This window comes from Phocaeicola vulgatus ATCC 8482, assembly GCF_000012825.1.
GTDB lineage: Bacteria > Bacteroidota > Bacteroidia > Bacteroidales > Bacteroidaceae > Phocaeicola > Phocaeicola vulgatus.
In genome coordinates this window covers 3,025,004-3,044,773 of sequence record NC_009614.1, presented here as the reverse complement: position 1 = coordinate 3,044,773, position 19,770 = coordinate 3,025,004, and the positions used below count along the sequence as shown (strand labels likewise).

At 42.3% G+C, this 19,770-nt stretch carries 19 protein-coding genes; 2 read left to right on the top strand and 17 right to left on the bottom strand.

The genetic code is table 11. From position 1 onward, the window contains the following. Positions 1–32: 32 nt before the first annotated feature. The 6 genes from hisB to BVU_RS11870 form a co-directional block, all read right to left on the bottom strand. Positions 33–1,151 carry a bifunctional histidinol-phosphatase/imidazoleglycerol-phosphate dehydratase HisB gene (gene hisB, locus BVU_RS11895; RefSeq protein WP_011965571.1) on the bottom strand — a complete coding sequence of 373 codons (1,119 nt, stop codon included), beginning with the start codon at positions 1,149–1,151 and terminating at the stop codon, positions 33–35. A 3-nt stretch (positions 1,152–1,154) separates the two neighbouring features. Then, positions 1,155–2,195 carry a histidinol-phosphate transaminase gene (gene hisC, locus BVU_RS11890; RefSeq protein ID WP_005846277.1) on the bottom strand — a complete coding sequence of 347 codons (1,041 nt, stop codon included), beginning with the start codon at positions 2,193–2,195 and terminating at the stop codon, positions 1,155–1,157. A 2-nt stretch (positions 2,196–2,197) separates the two neighbouring features. Beyond that, positions 2,198–3,478: a histidinol dehydrogenase gene (gene hisD / locus BVU_RS11885; RefSeq protein ID WP_005846275.1), complete on the bottom strand. Its 1,281-nt coding sequence runs from the start codon at positions 3,476–3,478 to the stop codon at positions 2,198–2,200. A 49-nt stretch (positions 3,479–3,527) separates the two neighbouring features. After that, on the bottom strand, positions 3,528–4,379 hold the full coding sequence (gene hisG, locus BVU_RS11880; protein WP_005846273.1) for an ATP phosphoribosyltransferase: 852 nt from the start codon (positions 4,377–4,379) through the stop codon (positions 3,528–3,530). A 228-nt stretch (positions 4,380–4,607) separates the two neighbouring features. Continuing rightward, positions 4,608–5,099: a PaaI family thioesterase gene (locus BVU_RS11875; RefSeq protein WP_005846271.1), complete on the bottom strand. Its 492-nt coding sequence runs from the start codon at positions 5,097–5,099 to the stop codon at positions 4,608–4,610. A 10-nt stretch (positions 5,100–5,109) separates the two neighbouring features. Continuing rightward, entirely contained in the window at positions 5,110–5,409 is a 300-nt protein-coding gene (locus tag BVU_RS11870) for a Dabb family protein (RefSeq protein ID WP_005848519.1), read from the bottom strand. A 105-nt stretch (positions 5,410–5,514) separates the two neighbouring features. On the opposite strand from BVU_RS11870, the gene udk reads away from it, so the two are divergent. Both udk and BVU_RS11860 read left to right on the top strand, forming a co-directional pair. Then, on the top strand, positions 5,515–6,126 hold the full coding sequence (gene udk, locus BVU_RS11865; protein WP_008671116.1) for a uridine kinase: 612 nt from the start codon (positions 5,515–5,517) through the stop codon (positions 6,124–6,126). Next, the gene (locus tag BVU_RS11860; protein ID WP_011965570.1) at positions 6,123–7,502 is read left to right on the top strand and encodes a transglycosylase SLT domain-containing protein; all 1,380 of its coding nucleotides are present in this window, start codon (positions 6,123–6,125) and stop codon (positions 7,500–7,502) included. Before udk ends, BVU_RS11860 begins: the two co-directional genes overlap by 4 nt. Before the next feature lie 15 nt (positions 7,503–7,517). Here BVU_RS11860 and BVU_RS22465 read toward each other — a convergent pair whose 3' ends face one another. From BVU_RS22465 to BVU_RS11810, 11 genes are all read right to left on the bottom strand, one after another. Continuing rightward, a complete protein-coding gene (locus tag BVU_RS22465) occupies positions 7,518–7,655 on the bottom strand; it encodes a hypothetical protein (protein ID WP_005846263.1) in 138 nt (45 codons plus the stop codon). Between the two features lie 68 nt (positions 7,656–7,723). Continuing rightward, entirely contained in the window at positions 7,724–7,930 is a 207-nt protein-coding gene (locus BVU_RS11855; RefSeq protein WP_005846261.1) for a hypothetical protein, read from the bottom strand. 633 nt (positions 7,931–8,563) lie between these two features. Beyond that, on the bottom strand, positions 8,564–8,731 hold the full coding sequence (locus BVU_RS21645; RefSeq protein WP_080510703.1) for an AAA family ATPase: 168 nt from the start codon (positions 8,729–8,731) through the stop codon (positions 8,564–8,566). Between the two features lie 241 nt (positions 8,732–8,972). Beyond that, the gene (locus BVU_RS11845; protein WP_005846258.1) at positions 8,973–10,268 is read right to left on the bottom strand and encodes a sensor histidine kinase; all 1,296 of its coding nucleotides are present in this window, start codon (positions 10,266–10,268) and stop codon (positions 8,973–8,975) included. Between the two features lie 22 nt (positions 10,269–10,290). Then, positions 10,291–11,646 (bottom strand): sigma-54-dependent transcriptional regulator, encoded by a 1,356-nt coding sequence (locus tag BVU_RS11840; RefSeq protein ID WP_005846256.1) that lies wholly within the window; start codon positions 11,644–11,646, stop codon positions 10,291–10,293. Positions 11,647–11,731: 85 nt separating this feature from the next. After that, a complete protein-coding gene (locus BVU_RS11835) occupies positions 11,732–13,216 on the bottom strand; it encodes a TolC family protein (protein ID WP_005846254.1) in 1,485 nt (494 codons plus the stop codon). 153 nt (positions 13,217–13,369) lie between these two features. Then, positions 13,370–14,614 carry an ABC transporter permease gene (locus tag BVU_RS11830; protein ID WP_011965568.1) on the bottom strand — a complete coding sequence of 415 codons (1,245 nt, stop codon included), beginning with the start codon at positions 14,612–14,614 and terminating at the stop codon, positions 13,370–13,372. Positions 14,615–14,627: 13 nt separating this feature from the next. Next, the gene (locus BVU_RS11825; RefSeq protein ID WP_005848549.1) at positions 14,628–15,884 is read right to left on the bottom strand and encodes an ABC transporter permease; all 1,257 of its coding nucleotides are present in this window, start codon (positions 15,882–15,884) and stop codon (positions 14,628–14,630) included. Positions 15,885–15,906: 22 nt separating this feature from the next. Then, a complete protein-coding gene (locus tag BVU_RS11820) occupies positions 15,907–17,178 on the bottom strand; it encodes an ABC transporter permease (protein WP_005846248.1) in 1,272 nt (423 codons plus the stop codon). 3 nt (positions 17,179–17,181) lie between these two features. After that, positions 17,182–18,462 carry an ABC transporter permease gene (locus BVU_RS11815; RefSeq protein WP_005846246.1) on the bottom strand — a complete coding sequence of 427 codons (1,281 nt, stop codon included), beginning with the start codon at positions 18,460–18,462 and terminating at the stop codon, positions 17,182–17,184. A 39-nt stretch (positions 18,463–18,501) separates the two neighbouring features. Then, entirely contained in the window at positions 18,502–19,752 is a 1,251-nt protein-coding gene (locus tag BVU_RS11810) for an ABC transporter permease (RefSeq protein ID WP_008671090.1), read from the bottom strand. Positions 19,753–19,770: the final 18 nt, after the last annotated feature.

The window sequence follows — 19,770 nt, the reverse complement described above, 5'->3', positions numbered from 1 at the left end:
CTAAGTTAAGTTACTTTGTCTTTGAAGCCGACTTAAATACATCCCTTGCTTGAGGGTACTTCAAAATGGTAAATATCTCTTCGCACAGCCATCTTTATGGCACGAGCCAAAGCTTTGAAAATACCTTCTATTTTATGATGCTCATTCTGCCCCTCGGCTTTGATATTTAAATTCATACGAGCTGCATCACTCAATGATTTAAAAAAATGAAGAAACATCTCGGTAGGCATCTCCCCTATTTTCTCCCGATGAAACTCAGCATCCCATACCAACCATGCTCTACCGCCAAAATCCAAAGCTACCCGACAAAGACAATCATCCATGGGCAAGCAATATCCGTAACGCTCAATGCCACGCTTGCTGCCCAATGCCCGATAAATACATTCACCCAAAGCAATGGCGGTATCTTCAATAGTATGATGTTCGTCCACTTCCAAATCACCTTTTACTTTAATGGTCAGGTCAATACCACCATGCTTTCCAATCTGTTCCAACATGTGATCAAAAAAACCAATACCTGTGGAAATATCACATTTTCCGCTGCCATCTAAATTTAAACTGATATAAATATCCGTTTCCTTCGTAGTACGACGGACCTCCGTTATACGTTCTCCGGCAAAAAGGAATTCAGCGACCTTATCCCAATCCGTAGTCGCCAATACACAGTAGGATTCCAAGTTCTTTTCCTTCAGAATATCCATATTTTCTTGCAACAAAATAGCCTTACAGCCCATATTTTTAGCCAGTTCCACATCTGTAGCACGATCACCAATAACAAAACTGTTTGCCAAATCATAATCACCGATAAGATATTTTCCCATCATTCCTGTTCCAGGCTTACGGGTAGACACATGGTCTTCCGGAAAACTGCGGTCTATCAAGATATCATCAAAAATGATGCCTTCCCCCTCCAATGTCTTCAACACCAGGTTGTGCACCGGCCAAAAGGTATCCTCAGGAAAAGAAGAAGTACCGAGGCCGTCTTGATTGGTAACCATCACAAATTCAAAGTCGAGTTTGCTGCGGATAAATCCCAAATTACGAAATACCTTAGGATAAAACTCCAATTTATGGAAAGAATCCAATTGGTAGTCAACCGGTGGCTCTATAACCAACGTACCGTCACGATCTATAAACAACGCTTTCTTCATACTTCAACATTCATAATTCTTCAATGCTTCCAACAACATATCATTCTCCGGACGTGTACCAATAGTCACACGCAAACAATCACGACATAAAGAAATACTGGTACGGTTACGCACTATGATACCTTTACCTACCAAATAATTATATATTTTCTTGGCATCTGTCACTTTAGCTAGAAAGAAATTGGCATCCGTAGGATAGATTTTCTCACAACAAGGCAGTTCTACAAATTCATTGACCAAACGCGTCCGTTCTTCCAATAACGACTTTACCCAACGTTCTACCTCATAATGCCGGTGCAACATCATAACAGCCTCTTTCTGTGTCAGCAGATTCACATTATACGGATATTTAATCTTACTGAAAATAGAGATGATTTCTTTAGACGCAAAGGCCATGCCCAAACGAATGGCAGCACATCCCCATGCCTTAGAAAAAGTCTGAAAGACAATCAAATTAGGATATTTATCTAAATCGGCAAGGAAAGACGGCGCATCAGAAAAATCGGAATAGGCCTCGTCTATAATCACCAATCCCTGAAAAGTATCCAGTAATTTTTCCATTTCCCTACGATCCAGGTTATTACCGGTAGGATTATTGGGCGAGCAAAGAAAAACCAGTTTGGTGTGATCGTCTGTTGCCGCCAATAGTTTATCGGCACTGAACTGATAGTTTTCATCCAATAACACCTTGCGATATTCTACATCGTTGACATCGGCACACACCTGATACATACCATAAGTAGGGTCAATAGCCACTACATTATCCACCCCCGGAATACAGAACGCGCGATACACCAAGTCAATAGCCTCATCACTGCCGTTTCCCAGAAAGATCGTATCGGGGTCTACCTTTTTAATAGGAGCTATCATATTCTTCAATTCCCGCTGCATAGGATCAGGATAACGGTTATTAGGTGTATTGTACGGGTTCTCATTGGCATCCAGAAAAACAGATGCCTCCGCTCCATTATATTCGTCACGTGCCGATGAATAGGGTTTCAAAGCCCAAATATTCGGGCGCGTCAATTCTTTCAAATCTTTCATCTTTATACTGTTTTTAATCTTACGGTTACTGCATTCTTATGCGCACCCAGTTGTTCATTAGCCGCCATCACCTCAATAGCAGGACCGATATTCTGAATACCCTCGCCATTAATCTCCTGAAAAGTGATTTTACGGATAAAACTATCCAGACTCACCCCACTATACGCTTTGGCATAACCATTGGTAGGTAAAGTATGATTGGTTCCGGATGCATAATCACCGGCACTCTCCGGAGTAAGTGAACCTAGAAATACAGATCCGGCATTGACAATACGCTCTGCCTGTTCCATATAATCCCTGGTCTCGATAATCAAATGCTCGGGAGCATATTCATTCGTCAGAGCAATTGCCTCATCCATATCCCTCACCAAAATCAATTTGCTGCTTGCCAACGACTTTTCGGCTATTTCCCATCTGGGAAGCAAAGCCAACTGGCGTTGTACCTCATACTCCACCTCCTTCATTAATTTCTCAGAAGTAGTTATCAGCATGGCCTGACTATCAACTCCATGTTCCGCCTGTGAAAGCAAATCGGCTGCCACAAATACAGGATTAGCCGTCTCGTCGGCCAGCACTTCGACTTCAGAAGGACCGGCAGGCATATCTATCGCAACATCCCGCAAAGAAACCTGCTGCTTGGCAGCCGTTACATATTGGTTACCCGGACCGAAAATTTTATAAACCTTAGGCACACTTTCCGTTCCGTATGCCATAGCAGCGATGGCCTGCACCCCTCCTGCTTTGAATATTTTATTTACCCCGGCCAATTTTGCCGCATACAAGATAGCAGGATGAACCTTTCCTTCTTTATCAGGAGGAGTACAAAGTACGATTTCCTTGCAACCTGCAATCTGTGCCGGAGTAGCCAACATCAATACGGTAGAAAATAAAGGCGCCGTGCCTCCGGGAATATACAAGCCCACCTTTTCAATAGCAACCGCCTTCTGCCAACAAGTTACCCCGGGTACGGTCTGCACCTTTTTCCCTTCAAACCGCTGAGAACTATGAAAAGTATGAATATTTTTCTGTGCCAGCATGATAGCTGCCTTCAATTCAATGGGTACCTCCTTTTCCGCTTCAGCAATTTCCGTTTCAGTAACCCCCAGTGAGTCCAGTTTCACCTTATCAAAACGTTCTTCATATTCCCTCACCGCTTTATCTCCTTCCGTCTTCACTTTATCCAGCACTTCTTTAACCGTATTGCGCAGCGTGTCTGTATTCAATGCCGGACGACGGAGAATTTCCATCCAGTCTTTCTTTTCAGGATATATTATTTTCTTCATACATGTATTCTTTTATAAGTTTACAAATCTCGCCTGACGTATGGACCGGCTATAATATCATTTTCTCAATGGGCAATACCAAAATACCTTCCGCGCCCAATGCTTTCAGTTTTCCGATGATCTCCCAAAAACGCTTCTCGTCAAGCACTGTATGTACCGAACTCCATCCTTCTTGTGCCAATGGCATCACAGTAGGACTCTTCATACCCGGCAGCACTTCGATAATTTCTTTCAAACGCTCTGTCGGAGCATTCATCAAGACATATTTCTTGTCTTCGGCAGCTTTCACCGCTTCAATACGGAACAAGAGTTCGTTCAGAATCTCTTTCTTCTCCTCAGACATATTCTTATTGCCTATCAGCAACGCCTCACTTTTCATAACCACTTCCACTTCCTTCAAGCTATTGCTTACCAAAGTAGATCCCGAACTGACAATATCAAAAATAGCATCAGCCAAACTGATTCCCGGAGCAATCTCTACCGAACCGGTAATGACATGAATATCAGAATGAATGCCATTCCGATCCATGAAATCTTTCAAAATGCCGGGATAAGAAGTCGCAATCTTACGTCCTTCAAACCAAGACAAACCCGGATAGTCCACATCTTTAGGTATAGCCAATGACAAACGGCACTTGCTGAACCCCAAACGTTTAATCACCTCAGCGTCCTCTTTTCTCTCTACAAACTCATTCTCGCCTACGATCCCTAAATCAGCCACTCCACCAGCCACCGACTGAGGAATATCATCATCGCGAAGAAAAAGAACTTCGATCGGAAAATTAGACGACTGTACTAAAAGAATTCTTTTAGAAGTGGAGATTTTAATATCTGCCTCTTGTAATAATGCCATTGTCTCTTCAAACAAACGGCCTTTTGACTGTACTGCAATTCTAAGCATGATTCTATCTGTTTTTAATTATTAACCGGCAATAAAAAGGGCTTACCGTTTTCGGCAAGCCCTATATCATTATACTACAATATCACCTTAGCCCACCGAATTATTCGTTAGGAAAATGATGATGATGTGTAGCAGTTCTAACCATAGTCTTTTCTTTTTACTTGCGACAAAAATAAAGTTTATATTTAATATCAGCAAATAATTATCGCAAAAACTTTGTTTTTTCTTTCAAATTAAAGGTATTATCTCATCTTGCTCCACCTCGCAGTTCAAGAAATGCATTTCTTCCTTTGCCTTCTCTTGAGAAAAAGTGAAATAAGTGCACAGCGCCTTGGTGCAAAGTTCCTCCTTATTATTATAAATAGCCGCTTCTACAAATACGATATTGCGCTTCCTCTCCTTTATGGAAGCCTTCAATACGATATGCGAATCGTTGGTATTAACAGGTTTCATATAGCGGGTTTCCATTTTGGACGTAACACCGGTAGTCTGTAGTTTACGCAAAACCACCCATGCACAAATCTCATCCAGCAGCACCGCCTGAATACCGCCATGCAACGTATCAATCCATCCCTGAAACTGTGGCTGAGGTTTCCATATACTAATTACCTCATCCCCATCCTCATAAAATTCCATCTTCACTCCGGCTTCATTGTTGGGAGCACAGCCAAAGCAATTATATCCTTCCATCCCTTTCCAGGGATTGATTATCTTTTTCATAGGCTATCTTTTAGAATTCATAATCCACACAAGCACGATCAGCCTTAACCTCCTTCAAAAGGCCGGCTGCAGCTACATGATCCGGATGAACGGCATAGGCATTGACATCTGCCAGCGTATCGAATTCACTATCCAGACAAATATCCCATTTTTCAGCAGAATTGGCATTCAGTCCCACAAATATATGACGGATAAAACCTATCTTGGCCGGCAAAGCTTCAATAGCCGCTTTAAAATCATTCATCACTTTCAATTTTTCTTCCTGTGAAAGAGTTTCTTTCAATTTAAATAAAACAATGTGCTTAACCATACTTGATATTTTAATTAATTATCCTACTTTTGTAATCGACACAGGGCTAAAGTATTTAACCTGATGCAAAAGTAACAGTTTTGTTTTAAAATACATTCTATTATTATGATAATTATTGGTATAGCCGGCGGAACCGGTTCAGGAAAGACCACTGTAGTTAGAAAAATCATAGAGAGCCTGCCCCCAGGTTCCGTTGCAGTCATTCCACAAGATTCATATTATAACGATCAGTCATCCATTCCCTTGGAAATACGTAAACAAACCAATTTCGACCATCCCGATGCTTTTGACTGGCCGCTCTTTGAACAACAGATTGCCGACCTGCGCAAAGGGCATCCCATTGAGCAGCCCACCTATTCTTATCTAGTATGTACACGCCTGCCCGAAACAGTTCGTGTAGAGCCAAAGGAAGTCATCATTGTGGAAGGTATCATGAGTCTCTATGATAAAGAGTTACGAGACTTGATGGACTTAAAGATTTTTGTGGATGCCGAACCCGACGAACGTTTGCTGCGTGTGATTACCCGCGACATGGTGGAACGCGGCCATCCCTTGGAAATGCTGATAGACAAATACCGGAACATTCTGAAACCGATGCATGACGAATTCATAGAGCCTACCAAGCAATATGCCGATATTATTATCCCCAATGGAGGCAACAACCAAAAGGCCATTGAAATCCTTAAACTATATATTGAAAAGATTTTAGGAAGATGAAAAATGTCTGGCTATTAGTTCTTGCCTGTATATGCATGACAGCGTGCCGTAACCGGCAACAATCTGCCGAAGTGACAAATTATGATTTGCCGCAAATAAAAGACAGCGGAGAATTAGTAGTCCTGACACTGAACAGTTCCACTTCTTATTTCGACTATCGGGGCGAGCCTATGGGATTCCAGTATGAGCTGGCCGATCAGTTTGCCCGTTCATTGGACGTAAAACTGAAAATAAAAGTAGCACAGAATGCACGTGACCTGGTTCATAAACTATTACAAGGAGAAGGAGACCTGATAGCCTATAATCTGCCTGTCACCAAAGAGTTCAAAGACAGTGTAGAGTTTTGCGGGGAAGATATCATCACCCATCAGGTATTGGTACAACGTAATACTCAAAAAAAGAAGAAAGCACTGAATAATGTAACAGAATTAATCGGGAAAGAGGTCTATGTAAAACCAGGAAAGTATCTGGAACGTCTCATCAATCTGGATAAAGAACTGGGTGGCGGTATATTGATACACGAAGTCGATAATGACAGCATCACCACCGAGGATTTAATCATGCAGGTTTCCAATGGTGAGATAGATTATGCCATCTGTGATAACGACCTTGCCAAATTAAACAAGACTTATTACCCCAATCTGAATATTGACCTGGCTGTCAGTTTTGACCAACGTGCCTCATGGGCCGTACGTAAGACCTCACCGCTACTAGGTGAAGCTGCTACTAAATGGCATCAGGAAAATATGACTTCTCCTGCCTATCAGGCCAGTAGCAAGCGTTATTTTGAAATAAGCAAACGGACACCTCACGGTTCCATCTTGTCCATCAAAGACGGAAAGATTTCACACTTCGACACTCTATTCAAGAAATATGCCAAAGATATAGATTGGGATTGGCGTATTTTAGCTTCCCTGGCCTATACGGAATCAAACTTTGATACAACAGCCGTATCATGGGCAGGCGCGAAAGGATTAATGCAGCTCATGCCCCGGACGGCGCGTGCTATGGGAGTTCCTCCCGGTAAAGAACAGAATCCGGAAGAGAGTATAAAGGCCGCCGTGAAATATATTGCTGCCACTTCCCGTTCTTTCAACGCAATAAAAGATGAAAACGAACGGATGAAATTTGTCTTGGCGGCTTATAACGCCGGAATAGGACACGTACTGGATGCCATGGCACTGGCTGAAAAATACGGCAAGAATAAATATGTATGGAACAACAGCGTAGATAACTATATTCTGCTTAAAAGTAATGAAGAATATTTCAATGATCCGGTTTGTAAGAATGGATACTTCCGAGGGGTGGAAACCTACAATTTCGTTAAGGAAGTAATGAACAGAGGGGAAGTGTATAAAAAGAAAATCAAAGACTGACAGCCACTCCTTTTATTATTTCAGGTGGACTTTAAAAAACACTCCGCCGGAAAAGTAACGGCAGCGGTTGAACTCTATCACTGCATTGATATAATCTTTCCAAAAGCTGTATTCAGCACCTATATTAATTGTACGGACATCATATTCAGCCATAAGGTTCAGCTTCAACCGGTTCCGTAGGGTTGAAACTTCAGTTCTGGCGATCCGCAATCAGATTCCCATCAGGCTGTAGTCAGTGTCTTGTTTGTTGGTGTACAATATTCTGCCGATCCGGTTTCCGGATGCTGTGTGCCTGTATTCCCACCTTTTCCCAGTATTTGGTCATCCTCCGCCTCCTGTTTCTTCCCCCTCCTACGGACTTTTTGGGGTAAAAAAGAGGTAAAAGTGGTGACAGCAACCCTTTTTACCATATAAAAAAATGCTGCCATCACCCTATGAAACGTCCTGCCCATGGTGCTTTCAATGGAAAGGGTGGTAGCAGTAGCAGCAGTTTTGCAAAACTCTGTGGTGGAAGTTTTCGCGTAGGATCCGGAATTTCACCTCAAAAGACAAGGACGTTCTTTAAAAAGATCAAGAACTTTCAAAAAAAGATAACGGCCTTTTTAAAAAAGAACAAGAGCTTTTTTAAAAACGTCTTGATCTTTTTACCCTGCATGAAATGCCGGGAACTTTACGATCACATTCCATAGAAATACAAACCCTTTACGTACACTTTTTCTTCTCAAAAAGCCAAAAAACATCCTACTTTACATCAAGCCGGAATATCCTATAAAAAAGTATATATAACTGACAACAAACATGTTATACGGAAGAATGCTTCAAAACGTAGTGAGGGCATGAGGGATTAGTGAGAGCATAAGTGAGAGCAACTATTTTTACCATAACTACACAAATCATTCATGGCCAACATGTTACATATACAGTGAGAGCATGAGGGCATGAACAATCCCAACTTTTTTGGATTTGGGCTTATAACGATGAATAAAATAATGTATCAGGCTATTTTATAACATTACTTATTCCAAACTACAGGATATTTTCAGGCTTGTCCGGATATTACCTCACCTCTCTCCGCCCTTCATACTACTTTTGCTGAAACGGCGCGGACGGCTGAAAAAATAGATACTTCCTCTACTCACCAACTGATAGATAAAATCGGTCTTGTCCGTGAAAACAGATCTGTTTTCACGGATTTGACTAAAAATTTGTATGCCGATAGGGTATTTCATATTTTAATTATTTAGCACATAATATTGTGAAGATAAACCAAACGAACCGATTTCATCCAATCCTGATTGAACATTTTTTATCGTGGACAGCCTAGCATAATAAAAAGGGTATTTCATTTTGAACTGAGATTCCGAAAGAACCAACAGCACAAAAAGAAACATCCGAAAGACGTTTACTATACCCCCTCCCTTTGCACTTCCTTACGGAAGCATCGCAGCGTGGTAAAGTGGTAGAAAATCATCAGAAACGGATACGGAAACGGGTCAGTTTATCCGGATAGGTACGAAGAGAGAAAGTACACCCATGTTTTATCAAAACTTCACGGATAAAAATAAGACCGATACCCTGTCCGTTAGGCTTGGTGGAGAAGAAAGGACTGAACAGCTTGGTTTCCACCTCTTTACTGATACCGGCACCGGTATCAGCAATTTCCAACATCGTAGGTGATACGGAAGTACGGATAAAGATATCTCCTGTTTCCCCGATACTTTCAGCCGCATTCTTGATAATGTTGACCAATACTTGCTCAAACAAGGAAGTATCCATCATCACTTCGGGATTCTCTTTACATAAATTAAGATGCAGCGTAATCTTGCGGTTACGGCAAACCGTTTCCATAAATGTCTTGCAAGCGGCCACGCGGTCATTCAAGTCCACTGATTGTAATTGAGGCTCGGGAATCTTCACCACATTGGCGAAATTCGTGATAAAACGGCTCATGCTGTAGCAACGCTCTATGCAGACTTTCATCACTTCGCGCAAGTCTTCCGTATCCTCCATACATTCCAAGGCACCATCCACCGTATCAAGAGTAGAGGTAATGCCCGCAGTCGTATTATTCACCTCATGTGCTATCATACGGATCACTTTTTCGTATGCCTTTTTCTCTGCTTTCACCACCTCGGAAGTCAGACTTTCCACCAGAATAAACGGATGAGAAAAGCCTCTGTCAACAAAAGAAAGCCGGGAACAGCGGTAAATCATGGAGTCACTCAGACGAATTGTTTCCGTAGTATCTTTGGGAATACGTTCTATTTCTTCGGCCAAAGGGGAAGCCAACTCGCACAGCAATCGGCCTCTGACTTCCTCTGACGAAGAATAATCCAAAAAACGAAGAGCTGCCGCATTCAGCATGGAAATATGTCCGTCCAGAGTCAGTATGACAACTCCCATAGGAGAAGCACTGACCAGCAGGTCAAGAAAATGATTCTGCTCACGCAACCGGAGACGCTCGTCTTTCAACTGCTCCATCATGCGGTTGAAAACCAACACAATGCGGTCGGCTTCCTTTTGTCCGACAGGAGTCAGCCTACTGCTGAAATCCTGCTCACGAAGAAGTTCCATACCGTTGCCGATGATATCAAGCGGTTTCACGACTTTGCGGTAGAAATAAACCAGAAACACAAGACTGAATGTAATGACTCCCTCTCCTATATAAAACAGCGCACCGCGTTCCTTCAATGTAAGAACGAGCAGGATAGTCCATACTGCTGTCAACAGTAATGCTAAAAAGAAGAACAAGAATTTCAGTTTCATATTTTATCCGGTTCCGTTTTTGCTAATCATTCACTTGTATATTGTATTTCTCCAAACGGCGATAAAGAGCGGCCCGGCTGATTCCTAAGGCTATGGCAACCTGTGACATATTATTGTTATACTTTTCAAGCGTTTGCAGAATAGTCTGCTTTTCTATCTCCTCCAAGGTCATGCCTTGCAGATTCGTTGTCATCTTCTGTTCTATAGGATGCTGGTATTGTGATTTAAAATCATCCGCAGTCAATATTTCCTTTCCACTGACCAGCAAGGTACGTTCCACCAAATTCTTTAATTCACGGATATTACCCGGATAAGGCAAACGGCTCAAATAATCCATCGCTTCAGAAGTAAATTCCACTTTGGGAAGACCGTTCGATTCACATTGTTTGTCGGCGAAATGACGGACCAATAACGGAATATCCTCACGGCGTTCGCGTAATGCCGGAAGATGCACCGTAATTAAATTAATACGATAGAACAAATCCTCGCGGAAGGTGTGTTCCTGCACCATCTGCCGTAAATCGGCATTCGTCGCACTGACCACACGGATATCGACTTTACGGGGACGGCTGTCGCCCAAAACTTCAAAAGTCTGCTCTTGTAACACGCGAAGCAGTTTCACCTGACAGCTTAAATCCAAATCGCCAATCTCATCCAAGAAAATCGTACCCTTATCAGCCAGTTCAAAACGTCCTACCCTGTCGGCTGTGGCATCCGTAAACGCACCTTTCTTATGACCGAACATTTCACTCTCGAACAAAGTATGAGAAATACCTCCCAAATTCACTTTCACAAAAGGTTTCTTGCTACGGGAACTGTTCAAATGCACCGCTTCGGCTATCAACTCCTTACCTGTACCACTTTCACCGGTAATCAAGACCGATGCGTTGGTACGCGCTATCCGCTTGATCGTGGCCAGCACATCCATCAGTGCCTTACTCTTTCCAATGATATGACTACGGTTGAAGCCGTCATTATCTTCCACCGGAACCGCTGCTTTCTTATCTTGTGAAGTCAGTTCCAAAGCAGTTTCTATCCTTTGCATCAACGCTACGTTGTTCCAAGGTTTGGTAATAAAGTCGAATGCACCTGCCTGCATCCCTTGCACGGCAAGCTGGATACTTCCCCATGCCGTCATCAATATAACGGGAACATCGGGCCGGAACACTTTGACCTGTTTCAAAAGCGTCAATCCTTCTTCACCACTGGTGGACAGGGTGAAGTTCATATCCATCAAGATTAACTGGGGTGCAACCGAACGGACTATTTCAATAGCCTCTTTGGGACCTGGTACGGCCTGCACATCATATTTCGCCCTTTTCAGCATAAAGCTCAGAGAAGAACGAATGGCACTGTCATCGTCTATAATTAATATCATAATACTGCAAATGTAGAAATTATTATTTTAATAAGTACAAAGACAACCCCATTTTATATTCAAACAGAATTGAATAGTAAAAATCCTATTGTTTGATAATCTTTTCGAAATCGGCATCAATATTAGTATTGGTATTGAAATCCCACAATGTCAAGCTGCGCAACTGGTAATAATAGTACCAATAATAGAACAACTCATTGATATGCTTCTGACGAGCCTCATCTTTCTTTGTCTGGGAGTCATTCAAATCCAATGTCGAGATTTTACCAACCATGAAGGTTTCCACATTGGTACTGTAACGTTTCTGGGCAATCTTGTCCGCATCGTCTGCTATCTGCAACTGGGCCTGCTGATTATTGAACTGTTCTACAAGGATAAACAGATTCTGATTGAAATTCATGGTTTCCTGACGTAACTTGCTTTCGGTCACATCGCGGTTACTTTGAGCAATCTTTACCTGACCACGACGTTTTCCCCAGTCAAGAATAGGAATCTTAAAACCGACTTCCACAATCTGGTTGTCTTTCAAACGGCGGTATGCACTATTAAATTCATTGTCTGTTCCTGTAAAACCTACCTGTGCATAGAGCTTGATTTCACGTAAATTACCTTTCGCCTTAGCCACTTCAAAATCTGCTTCCAACTGGCGGCGACGAATATTATGTGCAAATGAATTATTGGCAAGTGCTTTGTCCAAAACATCCGGATAGTTCAGCAAAACAGTCGGAATCGTTTCGGGAACAACCGGCTCCAGTTCCTCATCCTCTCCTAATGCCAGAAATGAACGGAGTTTGAACATATTACTTTTCAAGTTGCTTTCATTTTCAGTCAACGTAGAACGGGCATTCAATACATTCAGTTCCAATTGCAACAAATCATTTTCACTGATCTGCCCCATGCTACGCTTTGCCTTAGCCACTTCATACAGTTTATCTGCATTCTTCAGATTCTGTCGGGCAATGCCTACATTTTCCTTGGCCAGCAACAAATTGAAAAAATAATTGATAGTAGTCATGGTTACCTCTTCGGTTGCAGTAAGAAATGCGGCTTTAGCTTCAGCGTATCTCACCGGTTCGATGCGGCGGTTCCATTTAATTGTATTCACTCCGAAAATAGGTTGTTCCAAAGTCAATGCCACAGGAACAGACATATATCGTTTTGATTTATCTCCATCCAGTTGTTTCAAGAAATCAAGAGAGGTATTCAATGAGAGTTTACCACCGGTCAACCAAATATTCTGATCGATGGAAACTTCACCATTCATTTCCATATAATTATTACGTACAAATGTATAAGCACCGTTATCCTGCTGATAAGAATTATACTTCTTATTATAGCTGGGAATAGTGGCTTCAAAATTCATTTCCGGAAGCAAATCCGCACGGAAAGTACGATATTCCCAATAAGCAGTTTTCAGCTCGTTTAAAGCTACGGCCGCATCTACACTTTGCACACGGGCAATAGTAATGGCTTCCTCCAAAGTGATGGCACGTCGCTTTTCTTGTGGCTGCGCTCCGGCAACCAACGATATGCCAAAGGCTAAAAATAGAGATATTACTTGTTTTTTCATTGCGTTATTATTCTTTTTATCAAAGGTAAGGCAAATGGTATGCCAAAAAACTATTTCACTGTTTTATAACACCTTACAACAAAAATGGAGTGTCCGAAATCGGACACTCCATTCATATACGAACACTGCTGATCATGTGACAATGAAATAACATTATTCATTATGCAACGCGTCTGCAGGCTCAATCCTCATCGCTTTCCGGGCGGGGAAATAAATGCCGAGCAAAATTATTATCCCCAACAACAGCATGGCCGACACAAAACAAAGCAAAAAACGTCCCCAAGCAGGTTCCATTAATGTATGCACAGTAAGATCCGCCATCTGCATATTCGCACAAACAAAAACAGCGGGAATGGCAGCCGAAACCAAGAGAAGGATGCCCTCAAGTACATAATAACCAAATACATTCATCCTACTGCAACCTAGTGCCATACGCAAAGCTATCTCACTTCGGTTTTTACGAGTCCGAAACCAGAAAGTACCCAGCATCCCTAAAAATATATTGAAAACAAAGAAAAGGATAACGGCATAGGTAGTATTCAGATAATTCACCGTTCCTTGCTCTATATCGAAAGCTTCCTTCATATCGCCATACGAATTTATATCGTATAAGTAATAAGGGCCGATAGATAATTTCCCTTGCATATCCTGCATAAAACGTTCGGTAAATCCCGGTATGGAATTAGAAGCCACACGCACCGCAATGTGATGCCAATAAGTCAGCGGCGAACTGGGAAGATAAATAAAAGGTTCGTAACGCTCGTACTCATCGGTCTTATGAGCAGGAAGTACCGCCATTACCTTATAATTAGTTTCCGGCTGCACACTATTCAGGAAATAAGGATTGAAACAAGTTTCCCCTACTCCATTGCGTCCGCTAAACAAGGAATCACTTAACGTTTCACTCATCAACACCGGCATGGGGTATTCATTCTTGTCCCAACGCTCCGCCTCAAATGAACCTGATAATGGCTGCAAGCGAAATACCTTGAAATAAGTAGGGCTGACATAACGGATGAAACAGCCTACCACATGAGTCGAATCCGAATGCGGAGCATATCCCTCATACATATTATTTCCCGTATAAGGTATTGTCCCATAATAAAAACAAGCTTCCTCCACCCCTTGATATTGTTGGATCAAATGATAGATTTGCTCCAAATATTCAGCAGAATGACTCATTAATACAGAATCATTTTGCAAAACCGGCTTAATATTCAGTTGAATATCAAAAACATTCTCCGTGTCATATCCTTTAGACTGACGGGCAGCAACCTCATAATTATAAACCAGATCGATGCTGTACCATAGCAAGACAAGAACAACAACCAATTCAACCCACACCCATACATTAGCGTGCCTTTGGTTCCACATTTGTCTGAATAAACTCTTTATCATTTTTCCTTTCCTCCTATTCTCCTTTAATGGTAGTTGCAATATTACGATGTGTGACCATCCATACCGGAATCAATACCGACAATAAATTAAAAACAACACATACGCCGAAAACCAACACAAATAAAGCAGGATGCAACAACAAACCTCCATCCAGACTGATACCTGATAATTCTACCTCGCCGCTACCAAACAACCATACACGTCCCAGCCAAACCAAAACACACGAAAACAGATATCCTAAAATTCCACCCAAAAAGACCGTAAGCAGATTCTCTAAAAACAACCTCACCATAATGGAAATACGTGATGCGCCATACGCCTTGCGAACTGCAATTTCTGTCACACGCTCCTGCATTCGGGCATTGGTCATACCTGAGATATTAATAGCAGGAACAATCAGCAAGACCATCAATAACATACTGTAAACCAACGGTGCACTAATATCTTTTCCACGAAAAAAGGTGTATTCCGTATGAGTATAGAGTTCGTTCATCTCGAAAGCATATTCTGCCGTTGAACTATTCAAACGATCCTGCCGATGCTGTACTTCAGTCCGTACCTCTGCAGGACGAGTATCCGGCAGCAGTTTGAGCAATCCCAGACGGATTCCTCCCAAGCCCCCTGTCCAAGTAGCATAATAGTCTTCATTTTCCAATGAGAAAGGAACAAAAGCATCAGCGTATGCTGTCTGGAAAATAGCATTGACATCTTTCACCACGCCTACCACTTTAGTAGGAAAAAAATTACTTTGATATTCTTTTCCTACCACATCCGTCGTGCCGAAAAGCTGCAAGGCCATACGCTCGGTTATCACACTGACCCACCGACGGGCATCATACTCCTCTTGTGTGAAAGGACGTCCCGCTATAAATTCATAATCAAAGAACTTAAACCAGTTATCAGCCACAGGCCGCACATAATAGTTGAATATCTCATTCGAAGCGGACAAGTTACAAGGGGTCTTGGAAACGCCACGATACCAAGTAACCTCTTTTACACCAGGAAGCTCTGAAAACAATGCTTCAAAAGCCTTGCGTCCCATACCGCTGTTCTGGTTGGTATGATCCAGCTTACGATAGGTCATTCCCGAACCTGTATACATCATATCGCTCCGATCACTTTCCGGAGCCATATCCATTGTACGGAAGTCATAAATCATCACTACTACCATAACAAAAGCGATAGTGACAGCTGTTCCTATAATACTGATTGTAGCATAAAAAGGATTCTGCCGTATCAGATTAAATGCTTGTAATAATAGCTGTTTCATTCGTTTTATCTCTTCATTTTATTTATTCTTCATGTAATGCCTCAGCCGGTTCGATACTCATGGCACGACGGGCAGGGTATCCTATTCCAATGACAATCATTCCAGCAATCAGAATAAAAGTGCCCAGAACCGTAATCGCAAAACGACCTGCCGTAAAAGGCATACGTGTAACTTCCACCAGTTCGGCATATCCCAAATTCCACGCCACAACCAATGCAGGAATAGCAGATATCAGCAATAACAAGACTCCTTCCCCCATCAGACGACCGCAGATTCCCCAACGGGTAGATCCTAAAGCCATACGCAACGCTATTTCGGCACGCCGATGCTGTGTCCGGAACCAGAAAGTTCCGATAATGCCTAGAAAGATATTCAGCAATAAGAAAAATATGATACAAAATTGCGTATTCAACTCATTCACCGAATCCGTTTCATAAGCTGTGCGTACATCACTCAAAGGAGTTATATCCAAAAGATATAGATTGCCCACCTGATATTGACGGTCGGCATCCACTATCAAACGGTCTATGAATCCATCATTCTGTCCCTCACGAACACGCAGGCAAACTTCTATATAAACCGTCTCACCTAAGGATTCCAACGCCTCATCTGTCAGGTACACAGCAGCATAACGGGAGCCGTAATCATCCGGAGCTGTAAAATGGTCATAACGGACCGGCTCGGTAAGAGCAGCTATAGAAAGATGCTCCGCCTCCGGCTCATTCCGCCAAACAGGCACCCTACGCCCTAAAAGTTCCTTACCATGCCAAGGTGCATCCTGATAAACATCGGCAATATTCACAGATAAGACCATGCCGGACGGTGTCAGTGCCTCAGCAAGGCTTTCACTACCCGAACCGTCTATATTGCGATAACGGAATACATTAAAATACTCCGGAGTTATCCATCGTTTCAAACTACGTACCGGAACTGTATCCAGATAAAATGAAAAACTGTTTGCACCGTCATTATAAGGTATACAGTTTTGCGAGAGGCTGACTGCTTCCACATCCGGACGATGCGCAAGCCTGTTTACAATTTCATGCAAATCGGCAACATCTTCTTTCATAGTACGGCCAGGCTGATAAGCAGCCGCCTTCGAAGTCATCCGCTCAAAACGAAGAACATACGTATTTTCTATATCAAAGCCCATCGGCAAATTATAGATGCTCAATGTGACATATACCACATCCACAATATACCATAATATGACAAACACCACAAAAAGTTCCATCCACAGAAACGCATTGCTGCGGCGCTCGTTCCATATCTGTTTCAATAAATTCCTGTTCATGATCTAACGTTGGTTTAAAGCGTCCGTAATATTCATGCGCGATGCCCTCCAGGCAGGGATGCACGCTGACAGCAAATTCAAGAGCAGGCAGAAAATGAATGCGGCCAAGAATATCCAGGGACTGAACAACATATCTGCCGAAAGACTGGTTTCTCCTATTTGGGCACGGTTCTCGCTATTGGAAAATAAGAAATCATTCAATAAAAAAGTACATGCATAACTGAAAAGCATTCCTACTGCTCCGGCTATGAGCGTCAATAATAAATTTTCATAAAACACTTGCCTCAACAAGACATTGGCAGTAGCACCAAATGCCTTCCTCACCCCTATTTCCGACATGCGCTTCCGCATACGGGACAAAGTCATGCTACTCAAATTTATAGCCGGTACCAGCAATAAAATAACAATCACCAACAGGTAGTGCAAATAAGCTTCCTTCGCCTGTAACTCTCTTCCCCAGTGACGAAAGATAAAAGAGAAACGATCATCGGGTTGTCCACGATAAAAAATTTCGGAATCCTGCAATCCGTCATTGAATTTCTGACGCAGGCGTTCCGCCTCTTCTCTGATGGCAGGAAAATCTTTCTCCGAATGTGCCAGAATGACCACACGAAAAGTTCCCATCGCATTGTCATACCAGCACTTCCTGGCTATTTCTGTTGAATTGAAAGGTATCCAAATCTGCGCATAAGAAGAAACAGCCAGTTTGGATACATCTTTCACAACACCCACTACCGTATAATCGGCCAAGTTGAGTTGGACCGTACGTCCTACCGCTTCTACCGTACCAAACAAATTCCGGGCCACAGAAGCACTAAGTACAACCTTAGGAAGTCCGCTTTCACTATCGGCAGCCGTAAACGGCTTTCCGGCAATAAAATCAAAAGAGAACACTTTCCAAAAGGTATCGTCAGTTTCAAGGTTATCCACTGTCATCATTTTTCCAGCAGGTACAGAAATACGCATCCTGCCTCCTGTAGACACTATAGTTACCGCCTCAGGAACAGTAAGTGCCTTAAAACACTCTTTAGCCACTGTGAGTGACATACAGCCGTTTGATGAATTATCACTGGTATCTCCTTTCTGATGAATAGACATCGCTTTCATATAAAGAGAACGTGAACGGTTCACCTCGGGCACACAATCCGTAATGCGTACTTCCAACACCAGGACAATGACCATGATCATACAAATAGCCAATGCCGTTCCTATGATAGAAACCAAGCTGATGAGCCTATTCTCACGAAGTTGGTAAAAAGCCTGTTTAATATATAGTTTTATCATGTTTGTGCTATGCTCTAAAACCTTTTAACAAAAAAGAGATTACTCATTATGCAATGCTTCCGCCGGCTGAACTTTCATAGCCTTACGTGCGGGAATCCAAATGCCTACTACAATCATCAATGCAATCAAAATAAAGGAAATAAGAACTGTTATTATGAAACGTCCACCTTCAATAGTAGTGCCATTCATCCAAGCATTCAATTCACTATTTGCCAGATTCCAATCAATAAAAATCGCAGGAATTGTGGCCACCGCCAATAATATCAATCCCTCTGCCAACTGACGGACAAAGATACTATGATCTGTTCCACCCAATGATTTCATCAATGCAATCTCCCCACGTCGTTGCTGAGTACGGAACCAGAAAGTACCTAGCAATCCCAAGAATATATTCAACAACAAGAAACCCATTCCGAAAAGGTAACTGTTCCAGGCATTCGTATGTGACTGCTGAAAGTTACGACGGATATCGGTAAAAGAACGCACATCCGCGATAAACACATTGCCCACGCGATACAGTTTCTCACTATCCGCTTTCAAACGGGCTATAAAATCACGATCTTGATCCTCTTTTACGCGTACACAAAGCTCCGTGCCCAAATCATACCATTCTTCCGGCATAGGAGCCACCATGCAGTAACTGTTCCATGCCTCAAAATAATCCCCATAACGCACAACCTGCAAAGAAGCCGCTAAATTATATGTATTTGTTGTATCCCCGAACAAATAAAATTGTTTGTCTACCAATGAAGTCAAATCACATCCATAGCGCCGTTTATAAAGATTATCTGAAGCTAAGAAATTCTTCGGATGTTTCAGCATCTCAGCCAGTTGTTCAGGGGTCTCCCCACGGGTGCCACGATAACGGAACACACGGACAAAATCGGGAGACACCAATCTGCGTATAGTCCATCCCGGCGAACGTAACGTATCATACACCACTGACGCACTGCTGTTACTGCCATTATACGGGTAAGAATTTTGTCCTAATCCGGCTGCCTCTATATCCGGTCTATGCTGAAGACGACTTAGAAGTTCCTTGATATCCTGCCGCTTTTCCTCGTCTGTCTGATTGGGAATAAAGTCTGGACTTTTGTCCGTAAGACGTCCCATTTGCACCAAATAGCAATGAGAAATATCAAATCCCCGTGGTTCATTATAAATTGAGGTCTGCACATACATATAGTCCACAATATACCATAAAACGACACTTACCAACAATAATTCGGTGACAAGCCAAAGATTAGACCGCCATTCATTTTTTATCTGAGTAAATAGTTTCTTATTCATCTTGATTCTTTACTTTTA

Bases quoted from the DNA above. Each gene is read 5' to 3' on its own strand.
- hisB (WP_011965571.1), bottom strand. From the start codon at position 1,151: ATGAAGAAAGCGTTGTTTATAGATCGTGACGGTACGTTGGTTATAGAG.
- hisC (WP_005846277.1), bottom strand. From the start codon at position 2,195: ATGAAAGATTTGAAAGAATTGACGCGCCCGAATATTTGGGCTTTGAAA.
- hisD (WP_005846275.1), bottom strand. From the start codon at position 3,478: ATGAAGAAAATAATATATCCTGAAAAGAAAGACTGGATGGAAATTCTC.
- hisG (WP_005846273.1), bottom strand. From the start codon at position 4,379: ATGCTTAGAATTGCAGTACAGTCAAAAGGCCGTTTGTTTGAAGAGACA.
- BVU_RS11875 (WP_005846271.1), bottom strand. From the start codon at position 5,099: ATGAAAAAGATAATCAATCCCTGGAAAGGGATGGAAGGATATAATTGC.
- BVU_RS11870 (WP_005848519.1), bottom strand. From the start codon at position 5,409: ATGGTTAAGCACATTGTTTTATTTAAATTGAAAGAAACTCTTTCACAG.
- udk (WP_008671116.1), top strand. From the start codon at position 5,515: ATGATAATTATTGGTATAGCCGGCGGAACCGGTTCAGGAAAGACCACT.
- BVU_RS11860 (WP_011965570.1), top strand. From the start codon at position 6,123: ATGAAAAATGTCTGGCTATTAGTTCTTGCCTGTATATGCATGACAGCG.
- BVU_RS22465 (WP_005846263.1), bottom strand. From the start codon at position 7,655: ATGGCTGAATATGATGTCCGTACAATTAATATAGGTGCTGAATACAGC.
- BVU_RS11855 (WP_005846261.1), bottom strand. From the start codon at position 7,930: ATGGCAGCATTTTTTTATATGGTAAAAAGGGTTGCTGTCACCACTTTT.
- BVU_RS21645 (WP_080510703.1), bottom strand. From the start codon at position 8,731: ATGAAATACCCTATCGGCATACAAATTTTTAGTCAAATCCGTGAAAAC.
- BVU_RS11845 (WP_005846258.1), bottom strand. From the start codon at position 10,268: ATGAAACTGAAATTCTTGTTCTTCTTTTTAGCATTACTGTTGACAGCA.
- BVU_RS11840 (WP_005846256.1), bottom strand. From the start codon at position 11,646: ATGATATTAATTATAGACGATGACAGTGCCATTCGTTCTTCTCTGAGC.
- BVU_RS11835 (WP_005846254.1), bottom strand. From the start codon at position 13,216: ATGAAAAAACAAGTAATATCTCTATTTTTAGCCTTTGGCATATCGTTG.
- BVU_RS11830 (WP_011965568.1), bottom strand. From the start codon at position 14,614: ATGATAAAGAGTTTATTCAGACAAATGTGGAACCAAAGGCACGCTAAT.
- BVU_RS11825 (WP_005848549.1), bottom strand. From the start codon at position 15,884: ATGAAACAGCTATTATTACAAGCATTTAATCTGATACGGCAGAATCCT.
- BVU_RS11820 (WP_005846248.1), bottom strand. From the start codon at position 17,178: ATGAACAGGAATTTATTGAAACAGATATGGAACGAGCGCCGCAGCAAT.
- BVU_RS11815 (WP_005846246.1), bottom strand. From the start codon at position 18,462: ATGATAAAACTATATATTAAACAGGCTTTTTACCAACTTCGTGAGAAT.
- BVU_RS11810 (WP_008671090.1), bottom strand. From the start codon at position 19,752: ATGAATAAGAAACTATTTACTCAGATAAAAAATGAATGGCGGTCTAAT.